Consider the following 24,917-nt stretch of genomic DNA (forward strand, 5'->3'; position numbering starts at 1 on the left):
ATACCGTAATAATGCGGGCGGGCCTTAATGCGTGCCGCTTGCCGACGCAAGTTGCACTGGCACCTCGTCATCCAATGGCACGAGTTTGCCCGGATTGAGCAACCCGGCCGGGTCAAGCGCGCGCTTGACCGAGCGGAGGATCGCCAGGTGCACCGGATCGGCCAGCCGCGCCAGTTCGCCGCGCTTCATCTGGCCGATGCCGTGTTCGGCGCTGATCGATCCGCCCCATGCAGTTACTTCGTCATGCACGAAGGTGCTGATCGCCTTGCCTTCGCTGGCTTCCCACTTCCCTGCCACCGCGCCCGCAGGAGCGAGGACGTGGAAATGCACGTTGCCGTCTCCCAGGTGGCCGAATGCGACGGCGCGGCAGCCGGGAAAGGCAGCTTCGACCTTGGGCACGGCTTCGGTCACGAAGTCGGCCATCGTGGCGACGGGTACGGAAATGTCGTGTTGCATTGCCGGGCCGAGTGCGCGTTCGGCAGGAGCGATCTCGTCACGCAGCAGCCAGAATTCCTCGGCCTGTTTTTCGTTGGCGGCGATGGTGGCGTCTTCCACCAGCCCGGCCTCGAACGCGCTTTCGAGCAGCGTCTGGGCGAGCGCGGGCAGGGCATCGGCTCCGCTTGCATCGGCGGTCAGCTCGATCAGGGCATTCCATTCGTGCTGGTCCTGCAAGGGCGATCGTGCCCCCGGCGTGTGCGCCAGCACAGCGGCGAGCGAATGCTGCGGCATCACCTCGAAGCCCTCCAGCGCACCCCCTGCATGGCGCTGTGCGTGGAGCAGCAGCTTGCGCGCGTCGCGGATGTCGGCCAGCCCCGCCCACAGCACCGCCCGGTCCGCCAGCGCGGGAAGCAGGCGCAGGGTCGCCCCGGTGACGATCCCCAGCGTGCCTTCCGAACCGATCAGCAATTGCTTGAGGTCGAACCCGCGGTTGTCCTTCTTCAGCGGGGTGAGGCAATCGAACACCGATCCGTCCGCCAGCACGGCTTCCAGCCCGAGCACCTGCGCGCGCATCGATCCGTGGCGCAGCACCTGCGTTCCCCCGGCATTGGTCGAAATCAGCCCGCCAATGGTGGCCGAACCCTTGCCGCCCAGCGTCAGGGGAAAGCGCAGACCGTGAGCCTCCGCCGCTTCGTGCAAGATCTGGAGGATCAGCCCGGCGTCGCAGGTCACTTCGCCCGCCTCGGCATCGAAGCGGCGGATCGTGTTCATCCGCCGCAGCGAGAGCACGATGGCATTCCCGCTGGCGTCGGGAGTCGCCCCGCCCGACATCCCGCTGTTGCCGCCCTGCGGGACGATCGGCACCCCGTGCTTTGCGCAGAGCTTGACCAGCCCGGCGACTTCCGCTGTCGAAGCAGGAGAGGCGAGCCCAAGCGCGCGCCCGGTATAGCGCCCGCGCCAGTCGGTCAGCCACGGCGTCACCAGATCGGGATCGGTCGCCAGCCCGCGCGGACCGAGCAACTGCGCGGCGGAATCGAGGAAGGTATCGCTATCGTTCATGGCGAGCTTGATGCCAGCCCAAGGGCCTGCTTGCCAAGTATCAGTTAAGCCGACATTCAATCCCGTGGTCTATGAGAGGGTGCAGGGCAGGGGATAGATGGGGAATATTCCCTCGGGGTTTGAACGCATTAGCACATGAAACGCCTTTTCGCCTTCCTTGCGCCTGCCGCGCTGCTCGCCCCTTTGCTGGCGATGCAGGGAGCCGTGCGCGTCGAAGCGCAGGACGCCGCGCCCGATGTGCCGGGGCAATCGGTGCCGCTGCCGTCGCCGGTGCTCGGCTTCGATCCCGATGCAGAGCCGCCGTTCGACACGCTTGAACGCGCGCGCCAGCCGCAGCACCAGCACCAGGTGCGGGTGCAACAGCGCGTGGTGATCCGCATTTCTCCCGCTCCTGCGCAGGCGCGCACGCAGATGCTGGCAGATCTGCCGCGCCGCCCGATGCGCACCCGCTATGCCGAAGTCGATCACAGCGATTGCATCGATGCCGAAGGCGTGGTCGGCGTGCAGCCGACGGCAGACAACCGGCTATTGTTCTTCACCAATGCGAACCAGATCATCGCCGCCGAACTGGAAGACGGCTGTTCTGCCCGGGCCTTCTACGCGGGGTTCTACATCGAACGCAGCGACGATGCGCGGCTGTGCGTCGATCGGGACCGGTTGCAGTCACGCGCCGGGGCCAGTTGCCAGGTGGAGGAATTCACCCGGCTGGTGGCCGTTGCCAACTAGGCACAGCGCGCCTGCCGAAAGGCGGTCCTCCGTCCGCAAATCTTGACTTTTCGCCTCCTCGCGGCCTAGGGCGCGCCACAACGCTTACGTGCAGGTGCGCGCAGGCTCTTTTTCCGGAAACATATATTTTGACAACATTCGCCGATCTCGGCCTTTCTCCCGAATTGCTCCAGGCTGTGGAAGCTTCGGGATACACTACGCCCACGCCGATCCAGGCGGAGGCGATTCCCGCCGTGCTGATGATGAAGGACATCATCGGCATTGCCCAGACGGGCACCGGCAAGACCGCCAGCTTCGTGCTGCCGATGATCGATGTGCTCGCCAGCGGCCGCCGCCGCGCGCTGATGCCGCGTTCGCTGATTCTGGAGCCGACCCGCGAACTCGCCGCGCAAGTGGCGGAGAATTTCGAAAAGTACGGCAAGAACCACGACCTCAAGATGGCGCTGCTGATCGGCGGCGTGCAGATGGGCGATCAGATCAAGGCACTGAACGACGGCGTGGATGTGCTGATCGCCACGCCGGGCCGCCTGATGGACCTGTTCGAACGCGGCAAGATCATGCTCAACGGCTGCGAGCTGCTGGTGATCGACGAGGCCGACCGGATGCTCGACATGGGCTTCATCCCGGACATCGAATTCATCTGTTCCAAGCTGCCCGAAACCCGGCAGACGCTGCTCTTCTCGGCCACGATGCCGCCGCCGATCACCAAGCTGGCCAAGACTTTCCTCAGCAATCCCAAGCGGATCGAAGTCAACCGCGCGGCAAGCACCAACGAGAACATCACGGCCTTCAAGCTGCCGGTAAAGGCGCGCGAGAAGCAGGGCACGCTCAAGTGGCTGCTGCGCAACGATCTGGTCGAAACCGCGATCATCTTCTCCAACCGCAAGACGACCGTGAGCGAGCTCAACAAGGCGTTGCAGCGCGACGGGTTCCGTTCGGGCGAGATCCACGGCGATATCGATCAGGCCAGCCGCAATGCCGAATTGCAGCGGTTCAAGGACGGGACGATCAACATCCTCGTCGCCAGCGATGTCGCCGCGCGCGGGCTGGACATCAAGGGCGTATCGCACGTCTTCAATTATGACACCCCGTGGCACCCGGACGATTACGTCCACCGCGTGGGTCGCACTGGTCGCGCCGGGAACAAGGGCCGCGCCTTTACCTTCGTGGCCGAGGGCGACCAGGAAGCCATCGACAATGTCGAGAAGCTGACCGGCACGGTTATTCCGGTGTTCGGCAAGAAGGACGTGCGGGTTGAATTGCCGCAAGCTGCCGTAAAGGCGGCGGCCAAGCAGGCTGCGCCAGATGATGCGGACGAGCCGGAAGCGGAAGCTGCCGAAAAGCCGAAGCGTGGCGCTCGCCGGAAGCCGGAGCGTGAGGCTCGGCCCGAACGTGCAGAGCGAGCAGAACGTGCGGAACGGCCAGAGCGTGACGCAAGGCCGGAACGTGAAGCAAGGCCGGAGCGCGCCGAAAAGCCCGCTCCCGCCCGGCGCGAGGCTCGCCCGGAACCGCGTGACGAGTCCCGCAAGGACGAACGCAAGCAGCGCTATCGCGACCAGGACGATGCCCCGGTGCCTGCAGGCGAGTGGAACGGCCCGATGCCGGGCTTCCTCGGCGTCGGCTTCGACTGAGGCTTTATAGCCGGGGCCGCACTAGCAGCCCCTTGAACATCGCTGTGCTCGGTCGCACCGCGATCACCAGCACGCCCGCCACTGCCAGTGCCGCGCCCGCGAGCATTAGCAGGCTCACTTCGTCGCCGGTGATCGTCGCGCCCATCAGGATTGTGAACACCGGCGTCAGCAGGGTGATCGGCGCGACCACGCCTGCCTCGTTCGCCTGCAGGATGCGGAAATAGAGCGTGTGCGCCAGCACCGAGACGACGAGGCCCGAAAACAGCGTTGCCCCCGCCAGTTCCCACGGCATGGCGAGCGAGGCGGCGATCTGGCCGCTTTCCAGCGCCATGCTCAGCGGAAACAGCAGCAGGCTGGAGAAGAACCCCGCCCAGGCCATCAGCCGCAGCGCGGACAGTTCGATGGTCTTCAGGTAAACCGATCCCAGCGCCCCCACTAGCGCGCCCGCGAACACCCACAGCAGCCCGGCGCTGTTCTCCCACCCGGTGGGGGAAGCGACCGCCAGCAGTACCCCGCCCAGCGCCATCGCAATCCCGATTCCGCGCCGCCAGCGCACCTGTTCCTTCAGGATTACGATGGCGAACAGCACCGTCATCGGTGCGCCTGAGAGCTGGACGATGGCGGAGGAAGAGGGCGTGGCATCCTGCAGCCCGACGAACAGCAGCGCAAACCCGCCGCCGCTCACCGAAGTCGTCACCAGCGCCACCCGCCACCAGTCCTTCCCCGGCCACTTGAGCCACGGCACGAGCACCGCAACCACCAGCAGCGACCGGAGCGCAGCGTAGTACAGCGGCGGGATGGCCATGTCGGTGACGACAATCCGGCTGACAATGACATTCGCGGCCCAGATCACGCAGAGCAGGACAAGGGTGGCGATGTCGCGGAAGGGCATGGGCAGCGCGGTAGCATGGCGAGCGGAGCGGAGAAACCTTCCGCCGCCGCTCGAGGGGATTAGGCCGCCCCGATTACGCCCGCCACGTGCTCGATCGAACCGGTCACCAGCAGCGGACTGCCACCGACCATGCCGACCAGCGTCTGCCCGTTCTCCCCGGTCCGCAGCCAGGCGATATTGCTGGCCACGACAAGATAATTGCCGCCGCGCGAGGGCAGATTGACGAATTTCATTGGGGAGTCTCCTGACGGGGCGGGTGTAGCGGCGGGGTGTCTCGATTGGATTAACAGGGTGCGATTGTGGGGGACATTCGCATTAACCTTCGCTCAGCCTGAGCTTGTGGAAGGCCACGCGCAAAGGCTAATCCAGCGGGCATGGATTTCTACGCCTATCTCCTGCTTTGCAACGATGGCAGCTAGTACGCAGGGCATACCGACGACCTCAATGTGCGTTTGGCGCAGCATCAGAGTGGGACGCTGCGAGGCTACACTGCTGGGCGTCGTCCCGTGAAGCTCGTCTGGTCAGAGTGTTTTCCAACGCGGGACGAGGCCTTTGCTGCGGAACGCAGGATCAAAGGTTGGAGTCGGGCTAAGAAAGAGGCGCTGATCGCAGGAGATTGGGAAGAAATTTCGCGATTGGCGCGTGGTGGATAGGTCTTTGGGGCGGATGTTTGCGCGTGGCCTTCGACAGGCTAAGGCTGAGCTGGGCAAATGTGAAAAGGCTTGCGAGATTAAGCGTTCTTCACCGGATCGTCGCTAAACGAACAGTCCTGTCGTGCCTGCCGTTTCGCACAAACACCCGCTCAGCCTGAGCCTGTCGAAGGCCGCGTGCTGCAACCAACCCCAAGCGCATCAAGCCACCGTAACAAAGCTATCGATTACCCGCTTCACCCCGGCCTTGTCGAAATCGATCTCCAGCTTGTTCCCCTCCTGCCCGGTCACGAGGCCATAGCCGAACTTCTCGTGGAATACCCGCGCGCCCACTTCCACGTCGGAGCGCGGCTTGGCGGCGAAGCTTGCGGCGCTGCGGCTGGATTCCTTTACCCGCACCTGCTTGGTCTCGTATCCGGTCGCCAGCGCGCGCTGCCAGCCGGGGCCGCGTGCCGAAGAGCGTTCCGGGCGTGACTGCGACACATGCGCGAAGGGGTCTTCGCTTTCGCTCCAGTTCGCCTGCCACAGCGAGCGCCCACCGGTCAGCGTAGTCTCCACTGCCACGTGTTCGGCGGGCAGTTCCTCGACAAAGCGCGAGGGGATCGAGCTGGTCCACTGGCCGTAGATCCGGCGGTTGGCCGCGTGGAGCACGGTGCAGCGGCGCCGCGCGCGAGTAATCGCGACATAGGCCAGCCGCCGTTCCTCCTCCAGCGAGGCCAGCCCGCCTTCGTCGAGCGAACGCTGGCTGGGGAACACGCCTTCTTCCCAGCCGGGCAGGAACACGTGATCGAATTCCAGCCCCTTGGCGGCGTGCATGGTCATGATGGTGACTTTTTCCTCGTCGCTCGCCGCGTCGTTTTCCATCACCAGCGCGACATGTTCGAGGAAATCGCCGAGCGTGGGATATTCCTCCATCGCCCGTGCCAGTTCGGTGAGGTTTTCTGCACGCCCCGCGCTTTCCGCCGAGCGATCGGCCTTGAGCATGGCGTCGTAGCCGGACTCCTCCATCACCGTGCGCAGTAGTTCCGACGGCGTGACGGCTTCCGCCATGCCCTGCCAGCGCAGGAAGTTGCGCATCAGCCCGGCAATCGTGCCGCGCGTCCGGGCGGGCAGTTCGTCGCTGTCCGCCAGTTCGAGCGCGGCGGCGGCGAGCGGCTGGGCAGTGCGGCGGGCGTGTTGGTACATTTTCTCCAGCGTCTTGTCCCCCAGGCCGCGCTTGGGCTGGTTGTAGATGCGCTCGAACGCGAGATCGTCAGCCGGTTGCGCGATTACCCGGAGGTAAGCGAGCGCGTCGCGGATTTCGGCGCGTTCGTAGAAGCGGAAGCCGCCCACGATGCGGTAACTAAGGCCGATCTGGATGAAGCGGTCTTCGAATTCGCGGGTCTGGTATTGCGCGCGCACGAGGATCGCGACCTGTTCCAGAGGTGCGCCTTCGCGCTCCAGCCGCTCGATCTCTTCGCCCACGCGGCGCGCTTCCTCGGGCGCGTCCCACACGCCGATCACGCGCACCTTGTCGCCCGCCGGAAGCTCGGTCCACAGCGTCTTGCCGAGCCGCTGGCTGTTGCTGGCGATCAGTCCGCTGGCGGCGGCGAGGATCTGCGGTGTGGAGCGATAGTTCTGCTCCAGCTTGACCACTTTCGCGCCGGGAAAATCTTTCTCGAACCGCAGGATATTGGCCACTTCTGCGCCGCGCCATGAATAGATCGACTGGTCGTCATCCCCCACCACGCAGATATTCTTGCGGGTCTGCGCGATCAACCGCAGCCACAGGTACTGCACCGCGTTGGTATCCTGGTATTCGTCCACCAGCACGTATTTGAAACGCTGCTGCCAGCTTTCGAGCACGTCGCGATGCTGGCGGAAGATGGTCAGCATGTGCAGCAGCAGGTCGCCGAAATCGCAGGCGTTGAGCGCAATCAGCCGCGCCTGGTAGAGGCGGTACATTTCCTGCCCCTTGCCGTTGGCATAGCTTTCGTTGTCCACCGCGGTCAGGTCCGCCGGATTGAGGCCGCGGTTCTTCCAGCTGTCGATCAGCCCGGCAAGCAGGCGCGGGGGCCAGCGCTTTTCATCCAGTTCCGCTTCGCGGATCAGGGTCTTGAGCAGGCGCAACTGGTCGTCGGGATCGATGATGGTGTAATTGCTTTGCAGGCCCACCAGTTCGGCATGGCGGCGCAGCATCTTCGCGCCGATCGAGTGGAAGGTGCCGAGCCACGGCATCCCCTCCAGCGCGCCGCCGGTCAGCTTGCCTACCCGTTCGCGCATTTCGCGCGCGGCGCGATTGGTGAAGGTGACGCAGAGAATCTCGCTCGGCCAGGCCAGCCGCTGGCGGACGATGTGCGCGAGGCGGTGGGTCAGCGCCGCAGTCTTGCCGGTGCCTGCACCCGCGAGCATCAGCACGGGGCCTTCGGTCGCCATGACGGCGGCGCGCTGCGGCGTGTTCAGCTTGGCGAGCCATTCGGGAATCTCCGCCAGTTCGGCAGAGTCGGAGGGGGCGGGGGGATGGGACACCGGCGAACAGTTAGGGAACGAGGGCGACCGGCGCAAGGAACCTGCACAGACTTTGTCCGTTTGCGGTTCAATGGATCCTTCGAAAGGAGTTTACCCGATGAAGACCCTTGCCATCCTTGCCATAGGCGGTCTGGCTTTTGCCGCTCCCGCGCTGGCTGCGCCCCAGGCCCAGCAGGAACCCCAGGCCGGACAAGCTACACCTGTTGCCGAAGTCATCGCGCGCGATGATCGTGGTCGCGCTACCCGCGTGAGGGTTGATGGCCGCGAATACGATGTGTGCGAAGGTGATCAGGCAGACGATTGCATCAATCCGCGTGAAGCCGGATTGAACTTCGGCAATGTGCCCATCGACTATTGGCCCGGTCGGCCTGCGAGCGAAATTGACGGCCCGTTGCCAGCGGAAGCGCCGCAGCAACCCGAAGGCTAGCTGCCGGGCATCCGCAGGAGCACCAGCTTGGCGGGGCCGACCTTGCGTTCGCTTTCGACTTCCATGCTGCGGACCTGCGGGTCTTCTTTCGCGCCGATTTCCAGCGCCACCCAGGTCGCTTCGCCGATCCAGCCGAGCCGCACCAGGCGGTCGATAGTTACCGCGCCCGCATTGGTGCCGTAGGGCGGATCGAGCAGCACCAGATCGCGCGGGGCCTTGGCCGCGCCGAGCGTAAGCGCCGATCCGGCGATCACCTCGCAGCGGCTCTGCGCGCGCAGGGCGGCGATGTTGTCGCGGATGGCGCGGACGGCGGCGGCATCCTGCTCGACGAACAGGCAGCTTGCCGCGCCCCGGCTCAAGGCCTCCAGCCCCAGCGCGCCCGATCCCGCGAACAGGTCCGCCACACTCAGCCCTTCGAAAGTGCCGAGGCGACTGACGAGCATCGAGAACAGAGTCTCGCGGGTGCGATCCGCCGTGGGGCGGGTGGCATCGCCCGCAGGCGTGCGCAATTGCCGTCGCTTCCATTCGCCGGCGATAATTCTCACTTGCGGGCCTGCTTGATCGAACTCCGGAACCGCTCGATGTCTTCCTTGCGGATTTCCACCGCCGCGCCGCGCGCCAGCTTGTCGAGCAGGAACGGGCCGTAGGAAATGCGGATAAGGCGGCTGACTTCCAGCCCGAGAAATTCGAGCACCCGGCGCACTTCGCGGTTCTTGCCTTCGGTGAGCGTCAGTTCGATCCACTGGTTGCGGCCGGTGCTGCGTTCGAGATTGGCGTTGATCTTGTCGTACCGCATCCCTTCGACCTCGACGCCTTCCATCAGCGCTTCGAGCTGTTCCTGCGAGACATCGCCGAAAGTGCGGGCGCGATAGGTGCGCGGGATTTCGGACGAGGGCAGTTCCATCTGCCGCTTGAACTCGCCGTCATTGGTGAGCAGCAGCAGGCCCTCGGTGTTCAGATCGAGCCGCCCGACCGGCATCAGCCGCGGGGTGTTGGCGGGCAGGGCATTGCGCAGCGCGGTGTAGATCGTCGGGCGGCCGGAGAAATCGCGTTCCGCCGTCAGCAGTCCGGTGGGCTTGTGGAAAGCGAACAGCCGCGTGCGTTCGGGCGCGGCGACGGGCTTGCCGTCCACCGTCACGCCTTTCAGGCTGGTGAGGAAGGTGGCGGGTGAAGTGACCAACTCGTCGCCGATCTTGATCCGCTTGTCCTCGATCATCCGCTCGATCTCGCGACGGCTGGCGACTCCGGCGCGGGCGAGCAATTTGGCGATACGGTCGCCCTCGGGGCGGTCGCCTTCGGGTTTCCCGGCAGGGTGCGGTGCTTTCGACATACCCTGCGCCTTAGTCGGTGATGGCCCGTTCATCCAGCCTTCCATTGCGAGCGGTTACGGTTAGACACCGCAGAGACCAATTGACCGAGGATCGTATGGCCGAAGCCGCAAAGACCAAATCGGGGACCAAACCGGGCTGGGGAACGCTGTTCCGCTCGCTGCGCAATCCCAAGAGCGGCTACATGGCGCTGTTCGGCTTTGCCAGCGGCCTGCCGTTTGCGCTGTTCCTTGGCACGCTCTACGCATGGTTGAGCGAGGCCGAAGTCGAGTTGGAAACGATGGGCGTTTTCTCGCTGATCGGGCTCGCCTACGCCTTCCAGTTCCTGTGGTCGCCGCTGATCGACAAGGTGACAATCCCCGGCTTTTCGAAGCTGGGCAGGCGCAAGCAGTGGATCGTGCCCGCGCAAATCCTGCTGGGGGTGATCCTGATCGCGCTGAGCCTGAGCAATCCGACCGACAGCAACATGGGCTGGTTCTCGCTGCTGGCGGGCATCGGTGCGCTGGCGAGCGCGACACAGGACATCGCCATCAATGCCTGGCGCATCGATGTGGCGGATGAAGATGCCTCGCTCGATATCCTCTCGACCATCTACCAGATGGGATACCGGCTGGCGGCGTTGGTGGGCGGCGCGCTGGGCCTGATTATCGCCGCGCGGATCGGCTGGCCGCAGACCTATCTGGTGATGGGCGGTATCCTGCTGCTGATCGGTATTGCCGGGCTGTGGGCGCCGGACAGCAAGGTCGGTGATCCGGTCGAAGGGGCGGCAGACGACGAATTGCTGCTCAGCCTGCGCCGCGCGGGCGAATTGCAGCCCGCGATCCGCACACGCGCGCTGGCGATTGTCGGCCTGCTGTGGGCGGCTGCGATCGCGGTGGTGCTGATCTTCATGTTCATGTCGCTCACCTACGCGCCGGAAGATCGCCCGAACCCGACCGATTTCACCCTGCAATGGGGGCCGTGGATCATTGTCGCTACAGTGGTTGTCCCGGCGTTGGTGGCCGGATGGCTGGCGGCGCAAAAGACCAGGGGTGCGCACCTGCTGACCGAGGACTTGCCAGAGCGTCAGGGCGGCTCCTACGCGTTGGATCACCTCTATCGCGCGCTGGTGATGCCGCTGGTGGAATTCGTCGGACGGATGGGCTGGTCGCTGGTGCTGATCCTGTCGCTGGTGCTGACATACCGCATCTGTGACGCAATCTGGGGTACCTTTGCCTATCCGTTCTATCTCGGCGAGCTGGAATATACCAATGACGAGGTGGCCTTCGCTTCCAAGTTCTTCGGCGTCGGCGCGATTATCGCGGGCCTGGCGTTCGGCGGCTATCTGATCACGGTGATCGGGCGAATGGCTACTTTGACCCTGGGCGCGGTTCTCGCTGCGGCCACCAATCTGCTTTATGCCGATATGGCCATCGGGGGCGCCAACATGCAGGCGGCGAGCGATGCCATCGGCTTTTCCGCGCTGATCGAGTTCATGGCTCCGTTCGGATCCGATGCGCTGCCTCGGCTGACCTTCACGATCATGTGGGAAAACCTCGCCATCGGCATTGCCGGCGCGGCCTATGTGGCGTGGCTGAGTTCGATCGTGTCGAAAAAGTATTCCGCCGTGCAATATGCACTACTGTCCTCGCTCACCCTGCTGGTCGGGACCCTGGGGCGCGGCGCGCTGGGCGAGATGATCGAAGACCGGGGCTATGCCTACGTCTTCGTCTTTACGGCGCTGATCGGTGCGGTGGCGGTGGTGCTGTGCGCGCTGGAATGGTGGCGGGTAACGCGCAAGGGGGCGAATACCGGCGTGGTTGCGCCTGACCCGGTGGCGGTTCCGGCGGAGTAGCTCAGTCGGGCACTTCGCGGTTCGCCGCGAGAACTTTGCCTGCCAGGTAGAGCGAACCGGCGATCAGCACCGTGCCGCCGTTGCGCTGGGGCAGGGCTTCGAGCGCGGAGACGAGATCGGGCGCGGAAGAAGTCTGCGCCACGCCTGCTTCCTTCGCCAATCCCTCCAGCACATCGAGCGCAAGATGGTCATTCCCCTCGATCGGCACCGCCGTCACGCTGGCGAGGTGGGGGGCGAGGATCGTGAGGAAATTGCGCGCGTCCTTCAGCGCCATCATCCCGATCAGCGCATCGATGGGGCCGGTGTTGTTCTCGGTAAAGTAGTCGGCCAGCGCCATCGCCGCATCGGGATTGTGCCCGCCGTCGAGCAGCAATCGCCGGGCGGGCAGCAGTTCGGTCAGCGGGCCGGGACCGAGCACTTGCAGCCGCGCGGGCCAGCGTGCGGCGAGTGTTCCCGCTTTCAGCGACGCAACCGAAACCGGAAGAACGTCCTGATGGCGCAGCATCGCGGCTGCCAGCGCAGAATTGACGCGCTGGTGCCAGCCTTCGAGCGGGGGTTCGGGCAGGAACAGCGAGCCCTTGGCATCGCGATAGCCGGTGCGCTTGCCGATCCCTTCGGCAAAGTGCCAACGGCTGCCCGCGGGATAAAGCGGCGCGCCAACCTTCTCTGCCTGTGCGAAAACGGCCTGGTTGGCCTCGTCCGGGTAATCCATCGTCACCAGCGGCACGCCGGGGCGGGCGATGCCTGCTTTCTCGAAAGCGATCCGGGCCAGCGGGCTTTTAGGGGCGGTGGGGTCGGGCGTGAGCAGGAAATGCTCGTGATCGATGCCGAGGCTGGCGATGCCGCAGGCGGCAGGCTTTTCGAGCACATTGGTGGCGTCGAAACGCCCGCCAAGCCCGACCTCGATCACGCAGGCATCCGCAGAGTTGCGGTGGAAGGCGAGGAACATCGCCGCCGTCGTGACTTCGAAGAAACTGGGGTTGAGTCCTTCGCAAGCGTCGAGCACTTCCTCCAGCAGGCTTGCGAGCAGTGCGTCCGAAATCAGCTCCCCGGCAATCCGGATGCGTTCGTTGTAGCGCACCAGATGCGGCTTGGTGGCGACGTGGACCTTGTATCCCTCCGCCTCCAGCATGGCGCGCAGGAAGGCGCAGGTGGAACCCTTGCCGTTGGTCCCGGCAACGTGGAACACCGGCGGCAGTTCACGCTCGGGATTGCCGAGGCGGTCGAGCAAGGCGCGGGTGGTGTCGAGTCCGATAGTGCCCTTGGGCAGCGGCAGTGCGCCGAGCCGGTCAAGCTGGCGCTGCACCGCTTCGTTTTCGGAAAGGGCGAAGTCTTTCACGAAATCCCCCTCCCGCTGGCGGGGACTCGAAGAGGGGGCGAAGCCCCAGCGGTTAGGGGTGGGGGCGAGCGGAGCGAGCCTAGTGCAGACTCAGGCCCACCCCCAACCCCTCCCGCCAGCGGGAGGGGAGTTTTCACGCCGCCTGCGCCGGGCTCAGATAACCAAGCAGCTCTGCCAGACGCCCACGCAGGTCCGCGCGGCGCACCACCATGTCGACCATGCCGTGCTTGTGCAGGTATTCCGCCCGCTGGAAGCCTTCGGGGAGCTTCTCGCGGATGGTTTCCTGGATCACGCGCTGCCCGGCAAAGCCGATCAGCGCACCGGGCTCGGCCAGATGCACATCGCCGAGCATCGCGTAGCTGGCGGTGACGCCGCCGGTGGTCGGGTCCGCCAGCACGACGATATAGGGCAGGCCCGCCTCGCGCAGGCGGCGCGTCATTACCGTGGCGCGGGGCATCTGCATCAGGCTGAGAATGCCCTCCTGCATCCGCGCGCCGCCCGCTGCGGTCACGCAGACGAAGGCACAGCGCGCATCGAGCGCCTTCTGCGCGGCGGCGATAAAGGCATCGCCCACAGCCATGCCCATGCTGCCGCCCATGAAGGTGAAATCCTGCACGCCGACCACGGCAGGCTGACCCTCGATGGTGCCGATGGCTGCAGTGAAGGCATCAGGGTGGGGATTGCTCGCGCGGGCGGCCTTCAGCCGGTCACGGTAGCGCTTGGAATCCTTGAAGCCGAGCGGGTCCTCGGCCACCTTTGGCGCGGGGAGCAGCGCGTAACCTTCGTCGAGCAATTGCGCCAGCCGCGCATCGGCCCCGATCCGCCCGTGGTGATCGCACTTCGGGCAGACCGACAGGTTCGCCTCGTACTCCTTGGCGAAGACCATTTCCTGGCAGCGCGGGCATTTGACCCACAGGTTATCGGGAGATTCGCGCTTCGTGCCGAAAGGCAGGCGCTCGCGCACACGGGTTAGCCAGCTCATGCGAAGTTCCTTAAGCGCAATCCATCCCCTCCCGCAAGCGGGAGGGGCGCGAGACTTGCCGAACGAAGTGAGGCTTAGTCGCAGCGGGGTGGGCTTGTGGGGCTCGCCATGACAGGCCCACCCCCGGCCCCTCCCGCCAGCGGGAGGGGAGTTTATCGTGCGGAGTGAACAGCCTCAGCAAGCCTCGCGGTCAATTCGCGCAAATGCTCCGGCGCATCGACACCGTGCCTCGCCACCAGTTCGACCAGCGCCGAGCCGACCACCACCCCATCGGCCACGCGGGCAATCGCGGCGGCCTGTACCGGCTCGCGCACGCCGAAACCGACCGCGACCGGCAGATCGGTATGCGCCTTGATGCGCGCGACATTCGCCTCGATCGATTCGATGGCGGCTTGCTGCATCCCGGTGATCCCTGCCACCGCGACATAGTAAAGGAACCCGCTCGATCCGTGGAGCACGGCGGGCAGCCGCGCGGCGTCGGTTGTGGGGGTGGCGAGGCGGATGAGGCTGATCCCGGCTTGGCGCAGCGCGGGGCCGAGATCCTCGTCCTCCTCCGGCGCGAGATCGACGCAAATCACTCCGTCAATGCCCGCCTGCGTAAGCGCCTCGGCAAACCATTCCGGCCCGCGCCGCAGCATGGGATTCGCATAGCCCATCAGCACCAGCGGCACTTCGGGATGCCGCGCGCGGAAAGAAGCGGCAATCGCGAGCACATCGGCAGTCTTGGTCCCCGCGCCGAGCGAACGGATATTCGCCGCCTGGATCGCCGGGCCATCGGCCATCGGATCGGTGAACGGCATCCCTAGCTCGATCACGTCCGCGCCGCCTTTGACAAGCGCATCGAGATTGGCCGCCGTGTCGCCATCGCCTGCAGTGATGAAGCAGACGAGCGCGGGGTGCGGGGCGGAAAAGGTGGTGGAGAGGCGGGTCACAAATACAACTCTATAGCGGCGATAAGAAAACGGACGAGAATTCCGCCTAAGAAAATTGCGAAAAGAGCCCCAATTATTCCGAAGATAAACCTGATCAAGAAGGTCGGAATAAAACCTTTCCAGAATCCTAGACGATACTCTGGATCATGCCAGTTCTCACGCAAGTCTTTCCAATCTTCACGAAGAGTCGGCTCGCTCACATCCCCACTCCCGTCACAATCCCACCTTCGTCATTGCGAGCGAAGCGAAGCAATCCAGTCCCGCCCTTGGACAAACGCGCAACCATCGGGACTGGATTGCCGCGTCGCCTGCGGCTCCTCGCAATGACGGAAGCTGAGCGAAAAATCACATCTCCACTCCCAGCGCCTCGGCGACGGTGAAGATATCCTTGTCCCCCCGCCCGCACAGGTTCGCGCAGATGATCGCGTCCTTCGGCATGGTCGGCGCGCGTTTCACGATCGCGGCGATGGCGTGGGCGGGTTCCAAAGCCGGGATGATCCCCTCGGTGCGGCAGAGCAGCTGGAAGGCGTCCAGCGCTTCGACATCGGTGGCCGAGGTATATTCCACCCGCCCGGTTTCCTTCAGCCAGGCGTGTTCGGGGCCGATGCCCGGATAGTCGAGCCCCGCGCTGATCGAGTGGCCTTCGGTGATCTGGCCGTCCTCGTCCTGCAGCAAGTAGGTCTTGTTGCCGTGGAGCACGCCGGGGAATCCGCCCGCGAGGCTGGCGGCGTGTTCGTCTCCATCGAGTCCGTGGCCCGCTGCCTCCACGCCGAGTAGCGCAACTTCGGGATCGTCAAGGAACGGATGGAACAGGCCGATGGCGTTGGAGCCGCCGCCGATGGCCGCCACGCACAGGTCCGGCAGGCGGCCCGTCCGGCTGAGCATCTGCGCCCGTGCTTCGCGCCCGATCACGCTCTGGAAATCGCGCACCAGTTCGGGGTAGGGATGCGGCCCTGCCGCCGTGCCGATGATGTAGAACGTGTCATGCACATTGGCGACCCAGTCGCGCAGTGCCTCGTTCATCGCATCCTTCAGCGTGCCGCGACCCGCCGTCACCGGGCGCACTTCGGCGCCGAGCAGCTTCATCCGGAACACGTTGGGCGATTGCCGCCGCACGTCCTCGGCGCCCATATAGACCACGCAGGGCAGGCCGAACCGCGCGCAGACGGTGGCGGTGGCGACGCCGTGCTGCCCCGCGCCGGTCTCGGCGATGATCCGCGTCTTGCCCATGCGGATCGCGAGCAGGATCTGGCCGATGCAATTGTTGATCTTGTGCGCGCCGGTGTGGTTCAGCTCGTCGCGCTTGAACCAGATCTGCGCGCCACCCAGTTCTTCGCTAATGCGCGGGGCGAAATAGAGCGGGCTGGGGCGGCCGACGTAATGCTCCAGCAGATCGTCGAATTCCGCCTTGAACGCCGGATCGGCCTGGGCGCGGCGGTATTCGCGCTCCAGATCGAGCACCAGCGGCATCAGCGTTTCGGCGACATAGCGCCCGCCGAACTGGCCGAAATGGCCGCGCGAATCTGGCATTTGTCGAAAGCTGTTCGCTTTCGGGGGCGGCTGGTCGCGGAACGAATTGGGAGTGTTCTCTGTCATGCCGCTGCCCTAGCGCCCTGCGCGGCCTTGCAGAAGGCCCGTATTTTGGCCGTATCCTTCACTCCCGGCGCAGATTCGAGGCCGGAGGAAGCATCGACCAGTTCGGCCCCGGTGTAGCGGATCGCATCCGCAACATTGTCCGGGTTCAGCCCGCCCGCGAGTCCCCATGGCATGACGTGGCGATAGTTCATCAGCAACCGCCAGTCGAGCAGCAGTCCGTTGCCCCCCGGCAATGCGCCCGCCGCCGCATCATAGAGCAAACGGTGCGCGGCATCCTTGAACCGCTCGGCCTTTTCCAGCGCCGCGCGATCCTTCACGCCAATCGCCTTCCACACCTCGATCTGCGAATTGGCCTTGATGAGGCCGAGCCATTCGGGCGTTTCCTTGCCGTGGAGCTGGATCACGTCGGGCTGCACTTCCTGCAAGGCCTCGGCGGTTGGGAGCGGCTCCATGTTCACCGTCAGCAGCACGACCTTCACGTGGCCGGGCACCCGCACCCGCAGCTTGGCGGCATCGCTGAGCGAGACATGGCGCGGCGAGGGTTCGAAGTGGACGAGGCCGACATGGGTGGCCCCGGCATCGACAGCGGCATCGACGGCATCGGGCGTGGTCAGCCCGCAGATTTTTATGAGCACTTGCGACATGCGGGCCGCTTAGGGGATTCGACTCCGGTTCGAAAGTGCGGCAGACTATTTTCTGCAACTTTGGGGGGAATCCAATCATGCGCAGAATGTTCGCCGTTATCGCCGCGCTGCTGCTGGCCGCGTGCAATCCATTTGCCGTGATGGACAGCGCCGACGAGGAGATCGCCGCGTTCCACTCCTCCTTCAACGGCAATCAGTGGGAAGCGATCTACAACCAGGCCGATGCCGGCCTGCGCGAGGCGACCACCCGCGAAGGGTTCGACGGCGAAATGGTGCGGATGCGCGAGACTTTCGGTGCGTTCATGTCGGGCGAGCAGACCGGTTTCAACATCAACACCGAGAATGGCGTGACCACCACCGAGATCACCTACGATTCGACCTTCGAGAACGGCACCGCCACCGAGACCTTCATCTTCGTGGGCGAGGGCGAGGATATGGCCTTGCTCGGCTGGACGATCGAGCAGACCGGCGATGTCGCCGCGCCCGCTGCCGATGTCGCTGCCGAAGCTCCCGCCGATGCGCCGGGCAAGGCCGCTGCGCCTGCCGAGGCTGCTCCGGCACCCGCTCCGGCGGGCGGCAAGCCTGCGGCTCCGACACAGGCTGCTACCGAAGCGGCACCGCCTAAGCCGGTGGGCTAAGTCGCCTGAGGTTGAGACCAAACCTATCACTACATCCGCCCATGCTGAGCTTGTCGAAGCACTGCCGCACAAGCAGCCCAGCCGTGGGGCAAGCCTAGTGGCTGTCCTTCGACAAGCTCAGGATGAGCGGGATTTGCGCGGGTGGCGAGAAGCTAATCCCCCACCGGATTCCGCACCAGCCGCAGCAGGCTGCCGTCCGGATCGACCAGATAGGCAATCGTCAGCCCGCTGATATCCTTCTGCGGCGGGACAAGGCGCGGAATGCCAGTGCGCGCCTCGGGCACGCCTGCCGCACCGCATTGCGCCACCATCGCATCGAGATCGTCCAGCCGCAGGCAGCAGGAAAAATTGCTCTGGTAGGGGTCGAGATCGGGCCAGGGGAAGAATTCAACCGTTGCGCCGCCGCGTTCGAGGATCAGCCAGTGGCCGGAGCGATACGAAGCCTTGAAGCCGAGCTTGCCGTACCAACGCTCAGTCGCGAGGAAATCGCGCGAGGGGAGGTTGGGGGTGGCGTGGTCGGTCATCGGATTCGCTAAGCCTCAGTCACATGCCACAGCACGCCAGCCGGGTCCGAAAGGAATGCCACTTTCAAACCCCAGGGTTGAACTTCAGGAGGCTTGCAAACGCCCGGATTGTAAGTCGCTTGAACCTCTGCAATCCGCTTCCACCACGCATCGAGATCGGTCACGCGCAGTTGCGCCATCCAGTTGTGCGCCCAGTCCTTCACCCAGTAAGGCTGAATCAGGATCGTTGCGCCTTCGAAATCCATTACCGCGATAGTCTTGTCGCGAAATTGCGTGGTGAAACCGAGAGCTTCGTAGAACGCGACCGAAATGTCCATGTCCTGCGAAGGGACAAAGGGACAGACCTGCGCCATCCTAAAGCGTCCCTTCAATCTCCCGCGCCGCGGCCAGCGGATCGTCCGCGCGGCTGATCGGGCGGCCGATCACCAGCACGCTAGCGCCATCATCCCGCGCCTGGCGAGGGGTGACGACGCGTTTCTGGTCGCCGACAGCTTTCCCGGCCGGGCGCAGGCCGGGAACGACGAGGAAGCCCCTTTTCCATTGTGCGTGGACCGCCTTCACCTCGTGCCCCGAGCAGACGATGCCATCGAGCCCACTTGCTTCGGCCAGCTCGGCCAGCCGCATCACCTGATCGTGCGCCGTGCCGCCAACGCCGGTGCGCCGGAGCGCGCCATCGTCGAGGCTGGTGAGCACGGTGACGGCGACCACCTTGGTGTTCTCTCCCGCCGCCGCCTTGGCATCTTCCATCATCGCCCGCCCGCCGCTGGCGTGGACGGTGACGATCGCGGGTTCGAGCACGTGGATCGCCTGCATTGCGCCGGCCACGGTGTTGGGAATATCGTGCAGCTTGAGGTCGAGGAAAATCGGCAGGCCCAGGTGGGCGATCTCGTGGACGCCGTGGTGGCCGTGGGCGCAGAAGAATTCCAGCCCCAGCTTGACCCCGCCGATGTGCCCCTTGACCCTGTCCGCCAGAGCCCTCGCCGCATCGAGCTGCGGCAGATCGAGCGCGAGATAGACCGGATTGCTCATGCGGTGTGCGGCCCTTTGTCGCCATCCGCCGTCGAAGGAGGCTGGGCGAGGGTGGCATCGCTGTAGGTCGGTTGCAGCGGCGTATCCGGTTCGGCGGGCTGCGGCGGGGTGGCCGGAGTCGTGTCAGTCGTAGCTGTTGAATTAGCCACCGGAGTTGCCGCAGCCAGTCGCGCCGCGTTCTCGAGGCTGGCGATCTTGCGGCTGGTCTTCCACTTGCTGCCCCGGTGATAGAGCCACATCGGCACGAAACCGATCAGGAAGCTGACGATGACGATGGCGGGAATCTTGGTATCCACCACGATCCCGTCCCAGATCCGCACCGTGACGGTCGGGTCCCAATTGGCGATCGAGAACAGCAGCAGCGCGACCAGCAGCAGGACCCAGATGGCGGTGCGGATGATTTGCATGGGGCTTGTCCTTCACAGCTCTCGTTGGCGGCAATGCTAGGCGGAAGGGCGCGGCTTGGGAAGGGTTTGTAAAGTCCTCCCTGCGCCGCGGGCGTGGGGAGGGGGACCATCCGCAGGATGGTGGAGGGGCCTTGCGCTCCGGCCCCTCCGTCACGTCGCCTGCGGCGCCGCGCCACCTCCCCATTCGCTGCGCGAAGAGGGAGGATTTTATTGGCCGAACACCCGTGCGAACACTGTATCGACATGGCGGAAGTGGTAATCGAGGTTGAACTTGTCCTCCAATTCCGCCGCGCTCATCGCTGCGGCCACTTCCGCATCCGCCTTGAGCAGTTCGAGCAGTGAGAGCGTGCCGTCGCTTTCCCACACCTTCATCGCGTTGCGCTGCACCAGCCGGTAGGCATTGTCGCGGGTGATCCCCGCCTGCGTCAGCGCCAGCAGCACTCGCTGCGAGTGGACGAGGCCGCCCATCCGGTCGAGGTTCTTCTGCATCCGCTCAGGATAAACCAGCAGCTTGTCCACAACCCCGGTCAGCCGGGCGAGGGCGAAGTCGAGAGTGATGGTGGCATCGGGGCCGATGAAGCGTTCGACTGAAGAATGCGAAATGTCCCGCTCATGCCACAGCGCCACGTTTTCCATCGCGGGGAGGGCATAGGCGCGGATCATCCGGGCCTGACCGGTGAGGTTCTCGGTCAGGATCGGGTTGCGCTTGTGCGGCATGGCGCTCGAACCCTTCTGTCCGGGCGAGAAATACTCCTCCGCCTCCAGCACTTCGGTACGCTGCAAGTGGCGCACTTCCACCGCCAGCCGCTCGATCGAACTGGCGACCACCGCCAGCGTGGCGAAGAACATCGCGTGGCGATCGCGCGGGATCACCTGCGTGGAGACCGGCTCGACCGCCAGCCCTAGCTTGTCCGCAACATATTCCTCCACCGCCGGATCGATATTGGCGAAAGTGCCCACCGCGCCCGAAATAGCGCAGGTCGCCACTTCCGCCCGCGCCGCCACCAGCCGTGCCCGGCAACGCGAGAACTCGGCAAAGGCCTGCGCCAGCTTGAGCCCGAAAGTGGTCGGTTCGGCATGGATGCCGTGGCTGCGGCCGATGGTGGGGGTGTACTTGTGCTCCTGCGCGCGGCGCTCGATGGCGGCGAGCAGCGCGTCCATATCCTCCAGCAGCAGGTCGCTGGCGCGCGCCAGTTGCACCGCCAGCGTCGTGTCGAGCACGTCCGAACTGGTCATGCCTTGGTGCATGAAGCGGGCTTCGGGGCCGACCTGCTGCGCGACCCAGTCGAGGAAGGCGATCACATCGTGCTTGGTGACGGCTTCGATCGCGTCGATTGCCGCGACATCGATGGCCGGATTGGTTGCCCACCAGTCCCAAAGTGCTTGCGCCGCGCTCTGCGGCACTACGTCCAGATCGGCGAGCTTCTGCGTCGCATGCGCCTCGATCTCGAACCAGATGCGATAGCGCGCTTCCGGCTCCCAGATCGCGGACATTTGCGGGCGGGAATAGCGGGGGACCATCGGGAGACTCCGGTAAGGAAGGGGCAGGTTTGCGGCGCGGCTATTGCCTTCGCTCCGGCTTGGCAAGGGCAGCCTTGCCGCCATCTGCACAGGCCGTTGCTTTCGTAAGCATTTGACTGGCATAGTCCCCTGCGATGCAGTGCGAATCCGGCGCTGCAACAGGGGTATACCATGCACAGATCACTCGCCGCCCTGCCGCTGCTCGCGCTCGCGTGGGCCAGCGCCGCCCATGCCGGGACCGAGCCGCTTTATGCGCCTGCGCCCGAGTGGGTCGATAGCGTGGAGCTTGCCGAGTTGGAGCTGGATGGGACGGCAGCCAACCTGCTGCGCGACTGGCAGTACCGGATCGAGGACGGAGTGGTCTACGCCTATTCCGATAGCGCCATCCGGGTGGACAACCCGCAGGCGCTGATGGCGGCCAACACGCAAACACTGGCCTGGCTTCCCGACAAGGGCGATCTCACCGTGCACCGGTTCGAGATCATTCGGGACGGCGAAGTGATAGACCTGATCGCGCAGGGCGTGACGTTTGAAGTGCTGCGGCGCGAGCAGGGGCTGGAGAACCGGCTGCTCGATGGTGAACTGACCGCCACTGTCTCGGTCCCCGGCCTGCACGAAGGAGACGTGCTGCGGATCGCCCATTCGGTTTCCACTGCCGATCAGGCGCTGGGCGACGAAGTGCAGGCGCTGCAATTCCTCCCCAGCGCGCCGTGGCAGGTCGGCACGGCGCGGGTCGCGATGAGTTGGCCTGTGGACGAGGAAATGTACTGGGACGCGGAGGACCGGGCAGAACTGGGCGAGCCGGTGGAACGCGACGGCTATCGCTATCTGTCGCTCGATCTGCCGCTGGCCGAACCCGATCCACTGCCCGGCGATGCGCCGTTCCGCTATCGTCGGCCTGCGGTGTTGCGCGTCGGCAGCTTCGCCACTTGGGACGAACTGAGCGCGGTGATGGCGCCGCATTACGAAGCGGGCGCCGCCTTGGCGGCCGATTCGCCAGTGGCGGCGCAGGCGGCCGAGATCATGGCAGCAACCGATGATCCGCTGGCCCGCGCGGCCATGGCGGTGCGGCTGGTGCAGGACGAGGTGAGCTACCTGCTCAATGGGCTCGATGGCGGGAACTACTTGCCGCAAAGCGCCGAGGAGACCTGGAACATTCGCTACGGGGATTGCAAGGCCAAGTCGGTGCTGCTGCTGGCGCTGCTGCGGGCGATGGATATCGAAGCCGAGCCGGTGCTGGTGAGCACGCGGATGGGCGATGCCGTGCCCGAACTGCTGCCGCTGCCTGCGGCCTTCGATCATGTCATCATCCGCGCGGTGATCGACGGCACCGACTACTGGCTGGACGGCACCAGCGCCGCTACCCGCCTCGCCACCATCGGCGATGTGCCGCCGTTCTACCATGCGCTGCCGCTTCGCGAAGGTGGTGCGGGACTGATCGCGATGACACCGCGCGATCCCGCCGTTCCGCAGATGACGATGACGATGCGCGCCGATCATTCTGCCGGAGTCGATTTTCCGCAGCTTTTCACGCTGGAAATGCGCGTGGTCGGCGCGGCGGGCGCGCAATTGCAAGCGGTGGTCGATGCCGACGATCCCGAAACGCTGCGGCAGATGGCGGCGCAGTTTTCCGAGCAGGACGAGATGCAGGTTAGCAGTCTCTCGATTGCCTACGACGAGGAGGAAGCCGTCGCCACACTGATCGTGCACGGTATCGCCCCGTCCGATTTCGAGTGGGAAGACGGGCGGCTCCGGACCGTGCTCAATTCGGCGCAGGATTTCAGCAGCTTCAACCCGGACCGGGCACGGCCATCGTGGCGGGATATCCCGGTCGCGACGGCAGGGCCGCTGCGGCAGGCGAGCGCGATGACGATGGTGCTGCCGCAAGGCGGGCTGGGCTTTTCGCTCGCGGGCAATTCCGATTTCGCGGGCGGCTTCGGCAACACCCGGATCACCCGCGAGGTCGCGATCGAAGGCGATACGGTGCGCGCGGTGAGCGAAGTGTTTTCCACGCTGGGCGAGATTTCCGCGACCGAATTGCCGGCAGCCAAGCGCGCGGCTCGTCGGCTGGAAAGCGATTCGCTCGAACTGGTGCCGCCGTCGGACGTGACCTGGCGCTGGGAACTGAGCGCGGATGAGCGGCAGGCCCGCGCCGCGCCGATTTTTGCCGCCTATCAGGACGCGATCGAATTCGCCGACGAGGACAACCACCTGCCGCGCATGTACCGGGCGCTGTTTGCCCGCTCGGTCTTCGATCTCGACGCAGCGCTGGCCGACTTCGATTATCTGGCTGAGGAAATTCCATCGGAATGGGTGTTCACTCAACGATCATGGCTCAACGAAGCGCGCGGTGATATCGAGGCAGCGATTGCCGATTTGCAGGCGGCTTACGACCTGGAGCCTTCCAACGCGAACGCCCGTGCTCTGGCATCGATGCAGGCCGAAAACGGGCAGGTTCAGGCGGCGATGGAATTGCTCGACGTTCTGGCCGTGGGCGAGGATGACCTTCCCTATCATACCGATGCGCTGGCAACGGTGATGGCGCTGGGGGGCGATGTGTCCGGTGGCCATGCGCTGATCGAGGATCTGGTGGCGGACCAGCCGCAGAATGCCACCGCGCTCAATGGCGATTGCTGGTTTCGCGGGCTGTTCCAGGTGGCGCTGGAAAGCGCGCTGGCGCGCTGTACCCAGGCGGTCGAGCGGGCGAGCAATCCCGCCGCGGCATTGGACAGCCGCGCGCTGATCCATTTCCGGCTCGGCGACTATTCGGCGGCGCTGGCCGATCTCGATGCGGTGCTCGAAGTTCAGCCCGATCTGGCTGAGTCGCATTATCTGCGCGGGATTGTGCGCTTGCACGCGGATGACGCTGGCGGGCGAGAGGACATGGCGACGGGCCTGCTAATGGCCCCGCAGATGGAGCAGTTCTACACACGGCACGGGATTTTGCCGCCTTCGTCGTAACCCCATAATGCTTCACGTCACCCCGGACTTGATCCGGGGTCCCGCTTATTCCTCGGACTAGTCAGCGGGACCCCGGCTCGGAGGCCGGGGTGACGTGGGAGTTGTCGGGATCACTCAAAGCCTCAAATTACCCCCTTCGCCCGCAGGCTCACATGCCCCTCACGTCCCACGATCACGTGATCGTGCACGGTAATTCCCAGGGGCCGCCCCGCTTCGGCAATTGCCTTGGTGATCTGGATATCCGCGCGGCTCGGTTCCGGATTGCCGCTGGGGTGGTTGTGGACGAGAATCAGCGCCGAAGCACCGCAATCGAGCCCCCGGCGGATCACTTCGCGCGGGTGGATCGCGGCTTCGTCGATCGTGCCGTCGCCCACCAGATGATCGAGAAGCAGGCGGTTCTTGGTGTTCAGGTAGAGCACCCGCACCCGTTCGTGGTGCAGGTGCGCCATATCGATGGCGAGGTAATCGAGCAGCGCCTGCCAACTGCCGAGCACCGGCTTGTCCGCCACTTCGCTGCGCGCCATGCGGCGGGCGACCAGCGCAGCGATCTTGATCTGGCCGACGCAGGCATCGGACACGCCCTTGACCTGCTTCAGCGCCCCCGGTTCCGCATTCAGTACCGCAGCGAGCGTCCCGAACCGGGCAAGCAGAGCCTTGGCCTGCGGCTTGGTGTCGCCGCGCGCCAGCGCGCCGAACAGCAGGTATTCGAGCACTTCGTAATCCGCGAGCGCCTCCGCTCCGCCGCCGAGCAGCCGCTCGCGCAGCCGCGCGCGATGGCCGGCCGCCCCGGCGGGCGCGGATTTGGGCGGATTTTCGGCACTTTGCGACATTCCGTCAGCACTCCCTTGCAG

24 protein-coding genes and 1 pseudogene are annotated in these 24,917 nt (G+C 65.2%); 7 read left to right on the plus strand and 18 right to left on the minus strand.

Features of this window, described 5'->3' with window-relative positions; translation table 11 throughout:
- Positions 1–24 precede the first annotated feature (24 nt).
- Positions 25–1,497: an FAD-binding oxidoreductase gene (locus JY451_12290; GenBank protein ID QZH74446.1), complete on the minus strand. Its 1,473-nt coding sequence runs from the start codon at positions 1,495–1,497 to the stop codon at positions 25–27.
- Between the two features lie 135 nt (positions 1,498–1,632).
- Between JY451_12290 and JY451_12295 the strand changes: the two genes are divergently transcribed.
- Together JY451_12295 and JY451_12300 are read left to right on the plus strand one after the other, a co-directional pair.
- Positions 1,633–2,223, plus strand: a complete 591-nt coding sequence (locus JY451_12295) for a hypothetical protein (GenBank protein ID QZH74447.1) — start codon at positions 1,633–1,635, stop codon at positions 2,221–2,223.
- A gap of 128 nt (positions 2,224–2,351) precedes the next feature.
- A complete protein-coding gene (locus JY451_12300; protein ID QZH74448.1) occupies positions 2,352–3,854 on the plus strand; it encodes a DEAD/DEAH box helicase in 1,503 nt (500 codons plus the stop codon).
- 4 nt (positions 3,855–3,858) lie between these two features.
- Here the strand turns inward: JY451_12300 and JY451_12305 are convergent, their stop codons facing one another.
- Complete coding sequence (locus JY451_12305) at positions 3,859–4,746, minus strand: DMT family transporter (GenBank protein QZH74449.1); 888 nt, start codon at positions 4,744–4,746, stop codon at positions 3,859–3,861.
- Positions 4,747–4,805: 59 nt separating this feature from the next.
- The gene (locus tag JY451_12310; GenBank protein ID QZH74450.1) at positions 4,806–4,979 is read right to left on the minus strand and encodes a hypothetical protein; all 174 of its coding nucleotides are present in this window, start codon (positions 4,977–4,979) and stop codon (positions 4,806–4,808) included.
- Positions 4,980–5,120: 141 nt separating this feature from the next.
- On the opposite strand from JY451_12310, the pseudogene JY451_12315 reads away from it, so the two are divergent.
- Positions 5,121–5,399, plus strand: a pseudogene (locus tag JY451_12315) (GIY-YIG nuclease family protein).
- A 198-nt stretch (positions 5,400–5,597) separates the two neighbouring features.
- On the opposite strand, the gene JY451_12320 reads toward JY451_12315, so the two are convergent.
- Positions 5,598–7,904, minus strand: coding sequence for a UvrD-helicase domain-containing protein (locus tag JY451_12320; GenBank protein QZH74451.1), 2,307 nt, complete (start codon positions 7,902–7,904; stop codon positions 5,598–5,600).
- A gap of 97 nt (positions 7,905–8,001) precedes the next feature.
- Between JY451_12320 and JY451_12325 the strand changes: the two genes are divergently transcribed.
- Entirely contained in the window at positions 8,002–8,331 is a 330-nt protein-coding gene (locus JY451_12325) for a hypothetical protein (GenBank protein ID QZH74452.1), read from the plus strand.
- Here JY451_12325 and rsmD read toward each other — a convergent pair.
- Both rsmD and JY451_12335 read right to left on the minus strand, forming a co-directional pair.
- On the minus strand, positions 8,328–8,876 hold the full coding sequence (gene rsmD / locus JY451_12330; protein ID QZH74453.1) for a 16S rRNA (guanine(966)-N(2))-methyltransferase RsmD: 549 nt from the start codon (positions 8,874–8,876) through the stop codon (positions 8,328–8,330). The two genes, JY451_12325 and rsmD, sit on opposite strands and share 4 nt — an antisense overlap.
- A complete protein-coding gene (locus tag JY451_12335) occupies positions 8,873–9,706 on the minus strand; it encodes an rRNA pseudouridine synthase (protein ID QZH74454.1) in 834 nt (277 codons plus the stop codon). The genes rsmD and JY451_12335 overlap by 4 nt, the downstream gene beginning before the upstream one ends.
- 50 nt (positions 9,707–9,756) lie before the next feature.
- Between JY451_12335 and JY451_12340 the strand changes: the two genes are divergently transcribed.
- Positions 9,757–11,493 carry an MFS transporter gene (locus tag JY451_12340; protein ID QZH76713.1) on the plus strand — a complete coding sequence of 579 codons (1,737 nt, stop codon included), beginning with the start codon at positions 9,757–9,759 and terminating at the stop codon, positions 11,491–11,493.
- 1 nt (position 11,494) lies between these two features.
- Here the strand turns inward: JY451_12340 and JY451_12345 are convergent, their stop codons facing one another.
- The 6 genes from JY451_12345 to JY451_12370 form a co-directional block, all read right to left on the minus strand.
- Positions 11,495–12,832, minus strand: a complete 1,338-nt coding sequence (locus tag JY451_12345; protein QZH74455.1) for a bifunctional folylpolyglutamate synthase/dihydrofolate synthase — start codon at positions 12,830–12,832, stop codon at positions 11,495–11,497.
- Positions 12,833–12,965: 133 nt separating this feature from the next.
- On the minus strand, positions 12,966–13,814 hold the full coding sequence (locus JY451_12350; GenBank protein ID QZH74456.1) for an acetyl-CoA carboxylase carboxyltransferase subunit beta: 849 nt from the start codon (positions 13,812–13,814) through the stop codon (positions 12,966–12,968).
- A 152-nt stretch (positions 13,815–13,966) separates the two neighbouring features.
- Positions 13,967–14,746 (minus strand): tryptophan synthase subunit alpha, encoded by a 780-nt coding sequence (trpA, locus tag JY451_12355; GenBank protein ID QZH74457.1) that lies wholly within the window; start codon positions 14,744–14,746, stop codon positions 13,967–13,969.
- Positions 14,743–14,946, minus strand: a complete 204-nt coding sequence (locus JY451_12360; protein ID QZH74458.1) for a hypothetical protein — start codon at positions 14,944–14,946, stop codon at positions 14,743–14,745. The genes trpA and JY451_12360 overlap by 4 nt, the downstream gene beginning before the upstream one ends.
- Before the next feature lie 145 nt (positions 14,947–15,091).
- Complete coding sequence (trpB, locus tag JY451_12365) at positions 15,092–16,342, minus strand: tryptophan synthase subunit beta (protein ID QZH74459.1); 1,251 nt, start codon at positions 16,340–16,342, stop codon at positions 15,092–15,094.
- Positions 16,339–16,986 carry a phosphoribosylanthranilate isomerase gene (locus JY451_12370; protein QZH74460.1) on the minus strand — a complete coding sequence of 216 codons (648 nt, stop codon included), beginning with the start codon at positions 16,984–16,986 and terminating at the stop codon, positions 16,339–16,341. Before JY451_12370 ends, trpB begins: the two co-directional genes overlap by 4 nt.
- Positions 16,987–17,063: 77 nt before the next feature.
- Between JY451_12370 and JY451_12375 the strand changes: the two genes are divergently transcribed.
- The gene (locus JY451_12375) at positions 17,064–17,624 is read left to right on the plus strand and encodes a hypothetical protein (protein QZH74461.1); all 561 of its coding nucleotides are present in this window, start codon (positions 17,064–17,066) and stop codon (positions 17,622–17,624) included.
- A 152-nt stretch (positions 17,625–17,776) separates the two neighbouring features.
- On the opposite strand, the gene JY451_12380 is transcribed toward JY451_12375, so the two are convergent.
- From JY451_12380 to JY451_12400, 5 genes are all read right to left on the minus strand, one after another.
- Positions 17,777–18,148, minus strand: coding sequence for a bleomycin resistance protein (locus JY451_12380; protein ID QZH74462.1), 372 nt, complete (start codon positions 18,146–18,148; stop codon positions 17,777–17,779).
- A gap of 8 nt (positions 18,149–18,156) precedes the next feature.
- Positions 18,157–18,501: a glyoxalase gene (locus tag JY451_12385; GenBank protein QZH74463.1), complete on the minus strand. Its 345-nt coding sequence runs from the start codon at positions 18,499–18,501 to the stop codon at positions 18,157–18,159.
- A gap of 1 nt (position 18,502) precedes the next feature.
- The gene (pyrF, locus tag JY451_12390) at positions 18,503–19,177 is read right to left on the minus strand and encodes an orotidine-5'-phosphate decarboxylase (GenBank protein ID QZH74464.1); all 675 of its coding nucleotides are present in this window, start codon (positions 19,175–19,177) and stop codon (positions 18,503–18,505) included.
- Positions 19,174–19,584 carry a LapA family protein gene (locus JY451_12395; protein QZH74465.1) on the minus strand — a complete coding sequence of 137 codons (411 nt, stop codon included), beginning with the start codon at positions 19,582–19,584 and terminating at the stop codon, positions 19,174–19,176. The genes pyrF and JY451_12395 overlap by 4 nt, the downstream gene beginning before the upstream one ends.
- A 207-nt stretch (positions 19,585–19,791) precedes the next feature.
- Complete coding sequence (locus tag JY451_12400) at positions 19,792–21,105, minus strand: adenylosuccinate lyase (protein QZH74466.1); 1,314 nt, start codon at positions 21,103–21,105, stop codon at positions 19,792–19,794.
- 171 nt (positions 21,106–21,276) lie between these two features.
- On the opposite strand from JY451_12400, the gene JY451_12405 reads away from it, so the two are divergent.
- Positions 21,277–24,066 carry a DUF3857 domain-containing protein gene (locus JY451_12405; protein ID QZH74467.1) on the plus strand — a complete coding sequence of 930 codons (2,790 nt, stop codon included), beginning with the start codon at positions 21,277–21,279 and terminating at the stop codon, positions 24,064–24,066.
- Between the two features lie 122 nt (positions 24,067–24,188).
- Here the strand turns inward: JY451_12405 and radC are convergent, their stop codons facing one another.
- Complete coding sequence (gene radC / locus JY451_12410) at positions 24,189–24,896, minus strand: DNA repair protein RadC (GenBank protein ID QZH74468.1); 708 nt, start codon at positions 24,894–24,896, stop codon at positions 24,189–24,191.
- Positions 24,897–24,917: the final 21 nt, after the last annotated feature.

The organism is Erythrobacter sp. (assembly GCA_019739335.1).
GTDB lineage: Bacteria > Pseudomonadota > Alphaproteobacteria > Sphingomonadales > Sphingomonadaceae > Alteraurantiacibacter.

What these genes read in the sequence shown, in the direction of transcription:
- JY451_12290 (QZH74446.1), bottom strand. Translation starts at nt 1,497, where the DNA reads ATGAACGATAGCGATACCTTCCTCGATTCCGCCGCGCAGTTGCTCGGT.
- JY451_12295 (QZH74447.1), top strand. Translation starts at nt 1,633, where the DNA reads ATGAAACGCCTTTTCGCCTTCCTTGCGCCTGCCGCGCTGCTCGCCCCT.
- JY451_12305 (QZH74449.1), bottom strand. Translation starts at nt 4,746, where the DNA reads ATGCCCTTCCGCGACATCGCCACCCTTGTCCTGCTCTGCGTGATCTGG.
- JY451_12310 (QZH74450.1), bottom strand. Translation starts at nt 4,979, where the DNA reads ATGAAATTCGTCAATCTGCCCTCGCGCGGCGGCAATTATCTTGTCGTG.
- JY451_12325 (QZH74452.1), top strand. Translation starts at nt 8,002, where the DNA reads ATGAAGACCCTTGCCATCCTTGCCATAGGCGGTCTGGCTTTTGCCGCT.
- JY451_12335 (QZH74454.1), bottom strand. Translation starts at nt 9,706, where the DNA reads ATGGAAGGCTGGATGAACGGGCCATCACCGACTAAGGCGCAGGGTATG.
- JY451_12340 (QZH76713.1), top strand. Translation starts at nt 9,757, where the DNA reads ATGGCCGAAGCCGCAAAGACCAAATCGGGGACCAAACCGGGCTGGGGA.
- JY451_12350 (QZH74456.1), bottom strand. Translation starts at nt 13,814, where the DNA reads ATGAGCTGGCTAACCCGTGTGCGCGAGCGCCTGCCTTTCGGCACGAAG.
- trpB (QZH74459.1), bottom strand. Translation starts at nt 16,342, where the DNA reads ATGACAGAGAACACTCCCAATTCGTTCCGCGACCAGCCGCCCCCGAAA.
- JY451_12370 (QZH74460.1), bottom strand. Translation starts at nt 16,986, where the DNA reads ATGTCGCAAGTGCTCATAAAAATCTGCGGGCTGACCACGCCCGATGCC.
- JY451_12375 (QZH74461.1), top strand. Translation starts at nt 17,064, where the DNA reads ATGCGCAGAATGTTCGCCGTTATCGCCGCGCTGCTGCTGGCCGCGTGC.
- JY451_12380 (QZH74462.1), bottom strand. Translation starts at nt 18,148, where the DNA reads ATGACCGACCACGCCACCCCCAACCTCCCCTCGCGCGATTTCCTCGCG.
- JY451_12385 (QZH74463.1), bottom strand. Translation starts at nt 18,501, where the DNA reads ATGGCGCAGGTCTGTCCCTTTGTCCCTTCGCAGGACATGGACATTTCG.
- pyrF (QZH74464.1), bottom strand. Translation starts at nt 19,177, where the DNA reads ATGAGCAATCCGGTCTATCTCGCGCTCGATCTGCCGCAGCTCGATGCG.
- JY451_12395 (QZH74465.1), bottom strand. Translation starts at nt 19,584, where the DNA reads ATGCAAATCATCCGCACCGCCATCTGGGTCCTGCTGCTGGTCGCGCTG.
- JY451_12400 (QZH74466.1), bottom strand. Translation starts at nt 21,105, where the DNA reads ATGGTCCCCCGCTATTCCCGCCCGCAAATGTCCGCGATCTGGGAGCCG.
- JY451_12405 (QZH74467.1), top strand. Translation starts at nt 21,277, where the DNA reads ATGCACAGATCACTCGCCGCCCTGCCGCTGCTCGCGCTCGCGTGGGCC.
- radC (QZH74468.1), bottom strand. Translation starts at nt 24,896, where the DNA reads ATGTCGCAAAGTGCCGAAAATCCGCCCAAATCCGCGCCCGCCGGGGCG.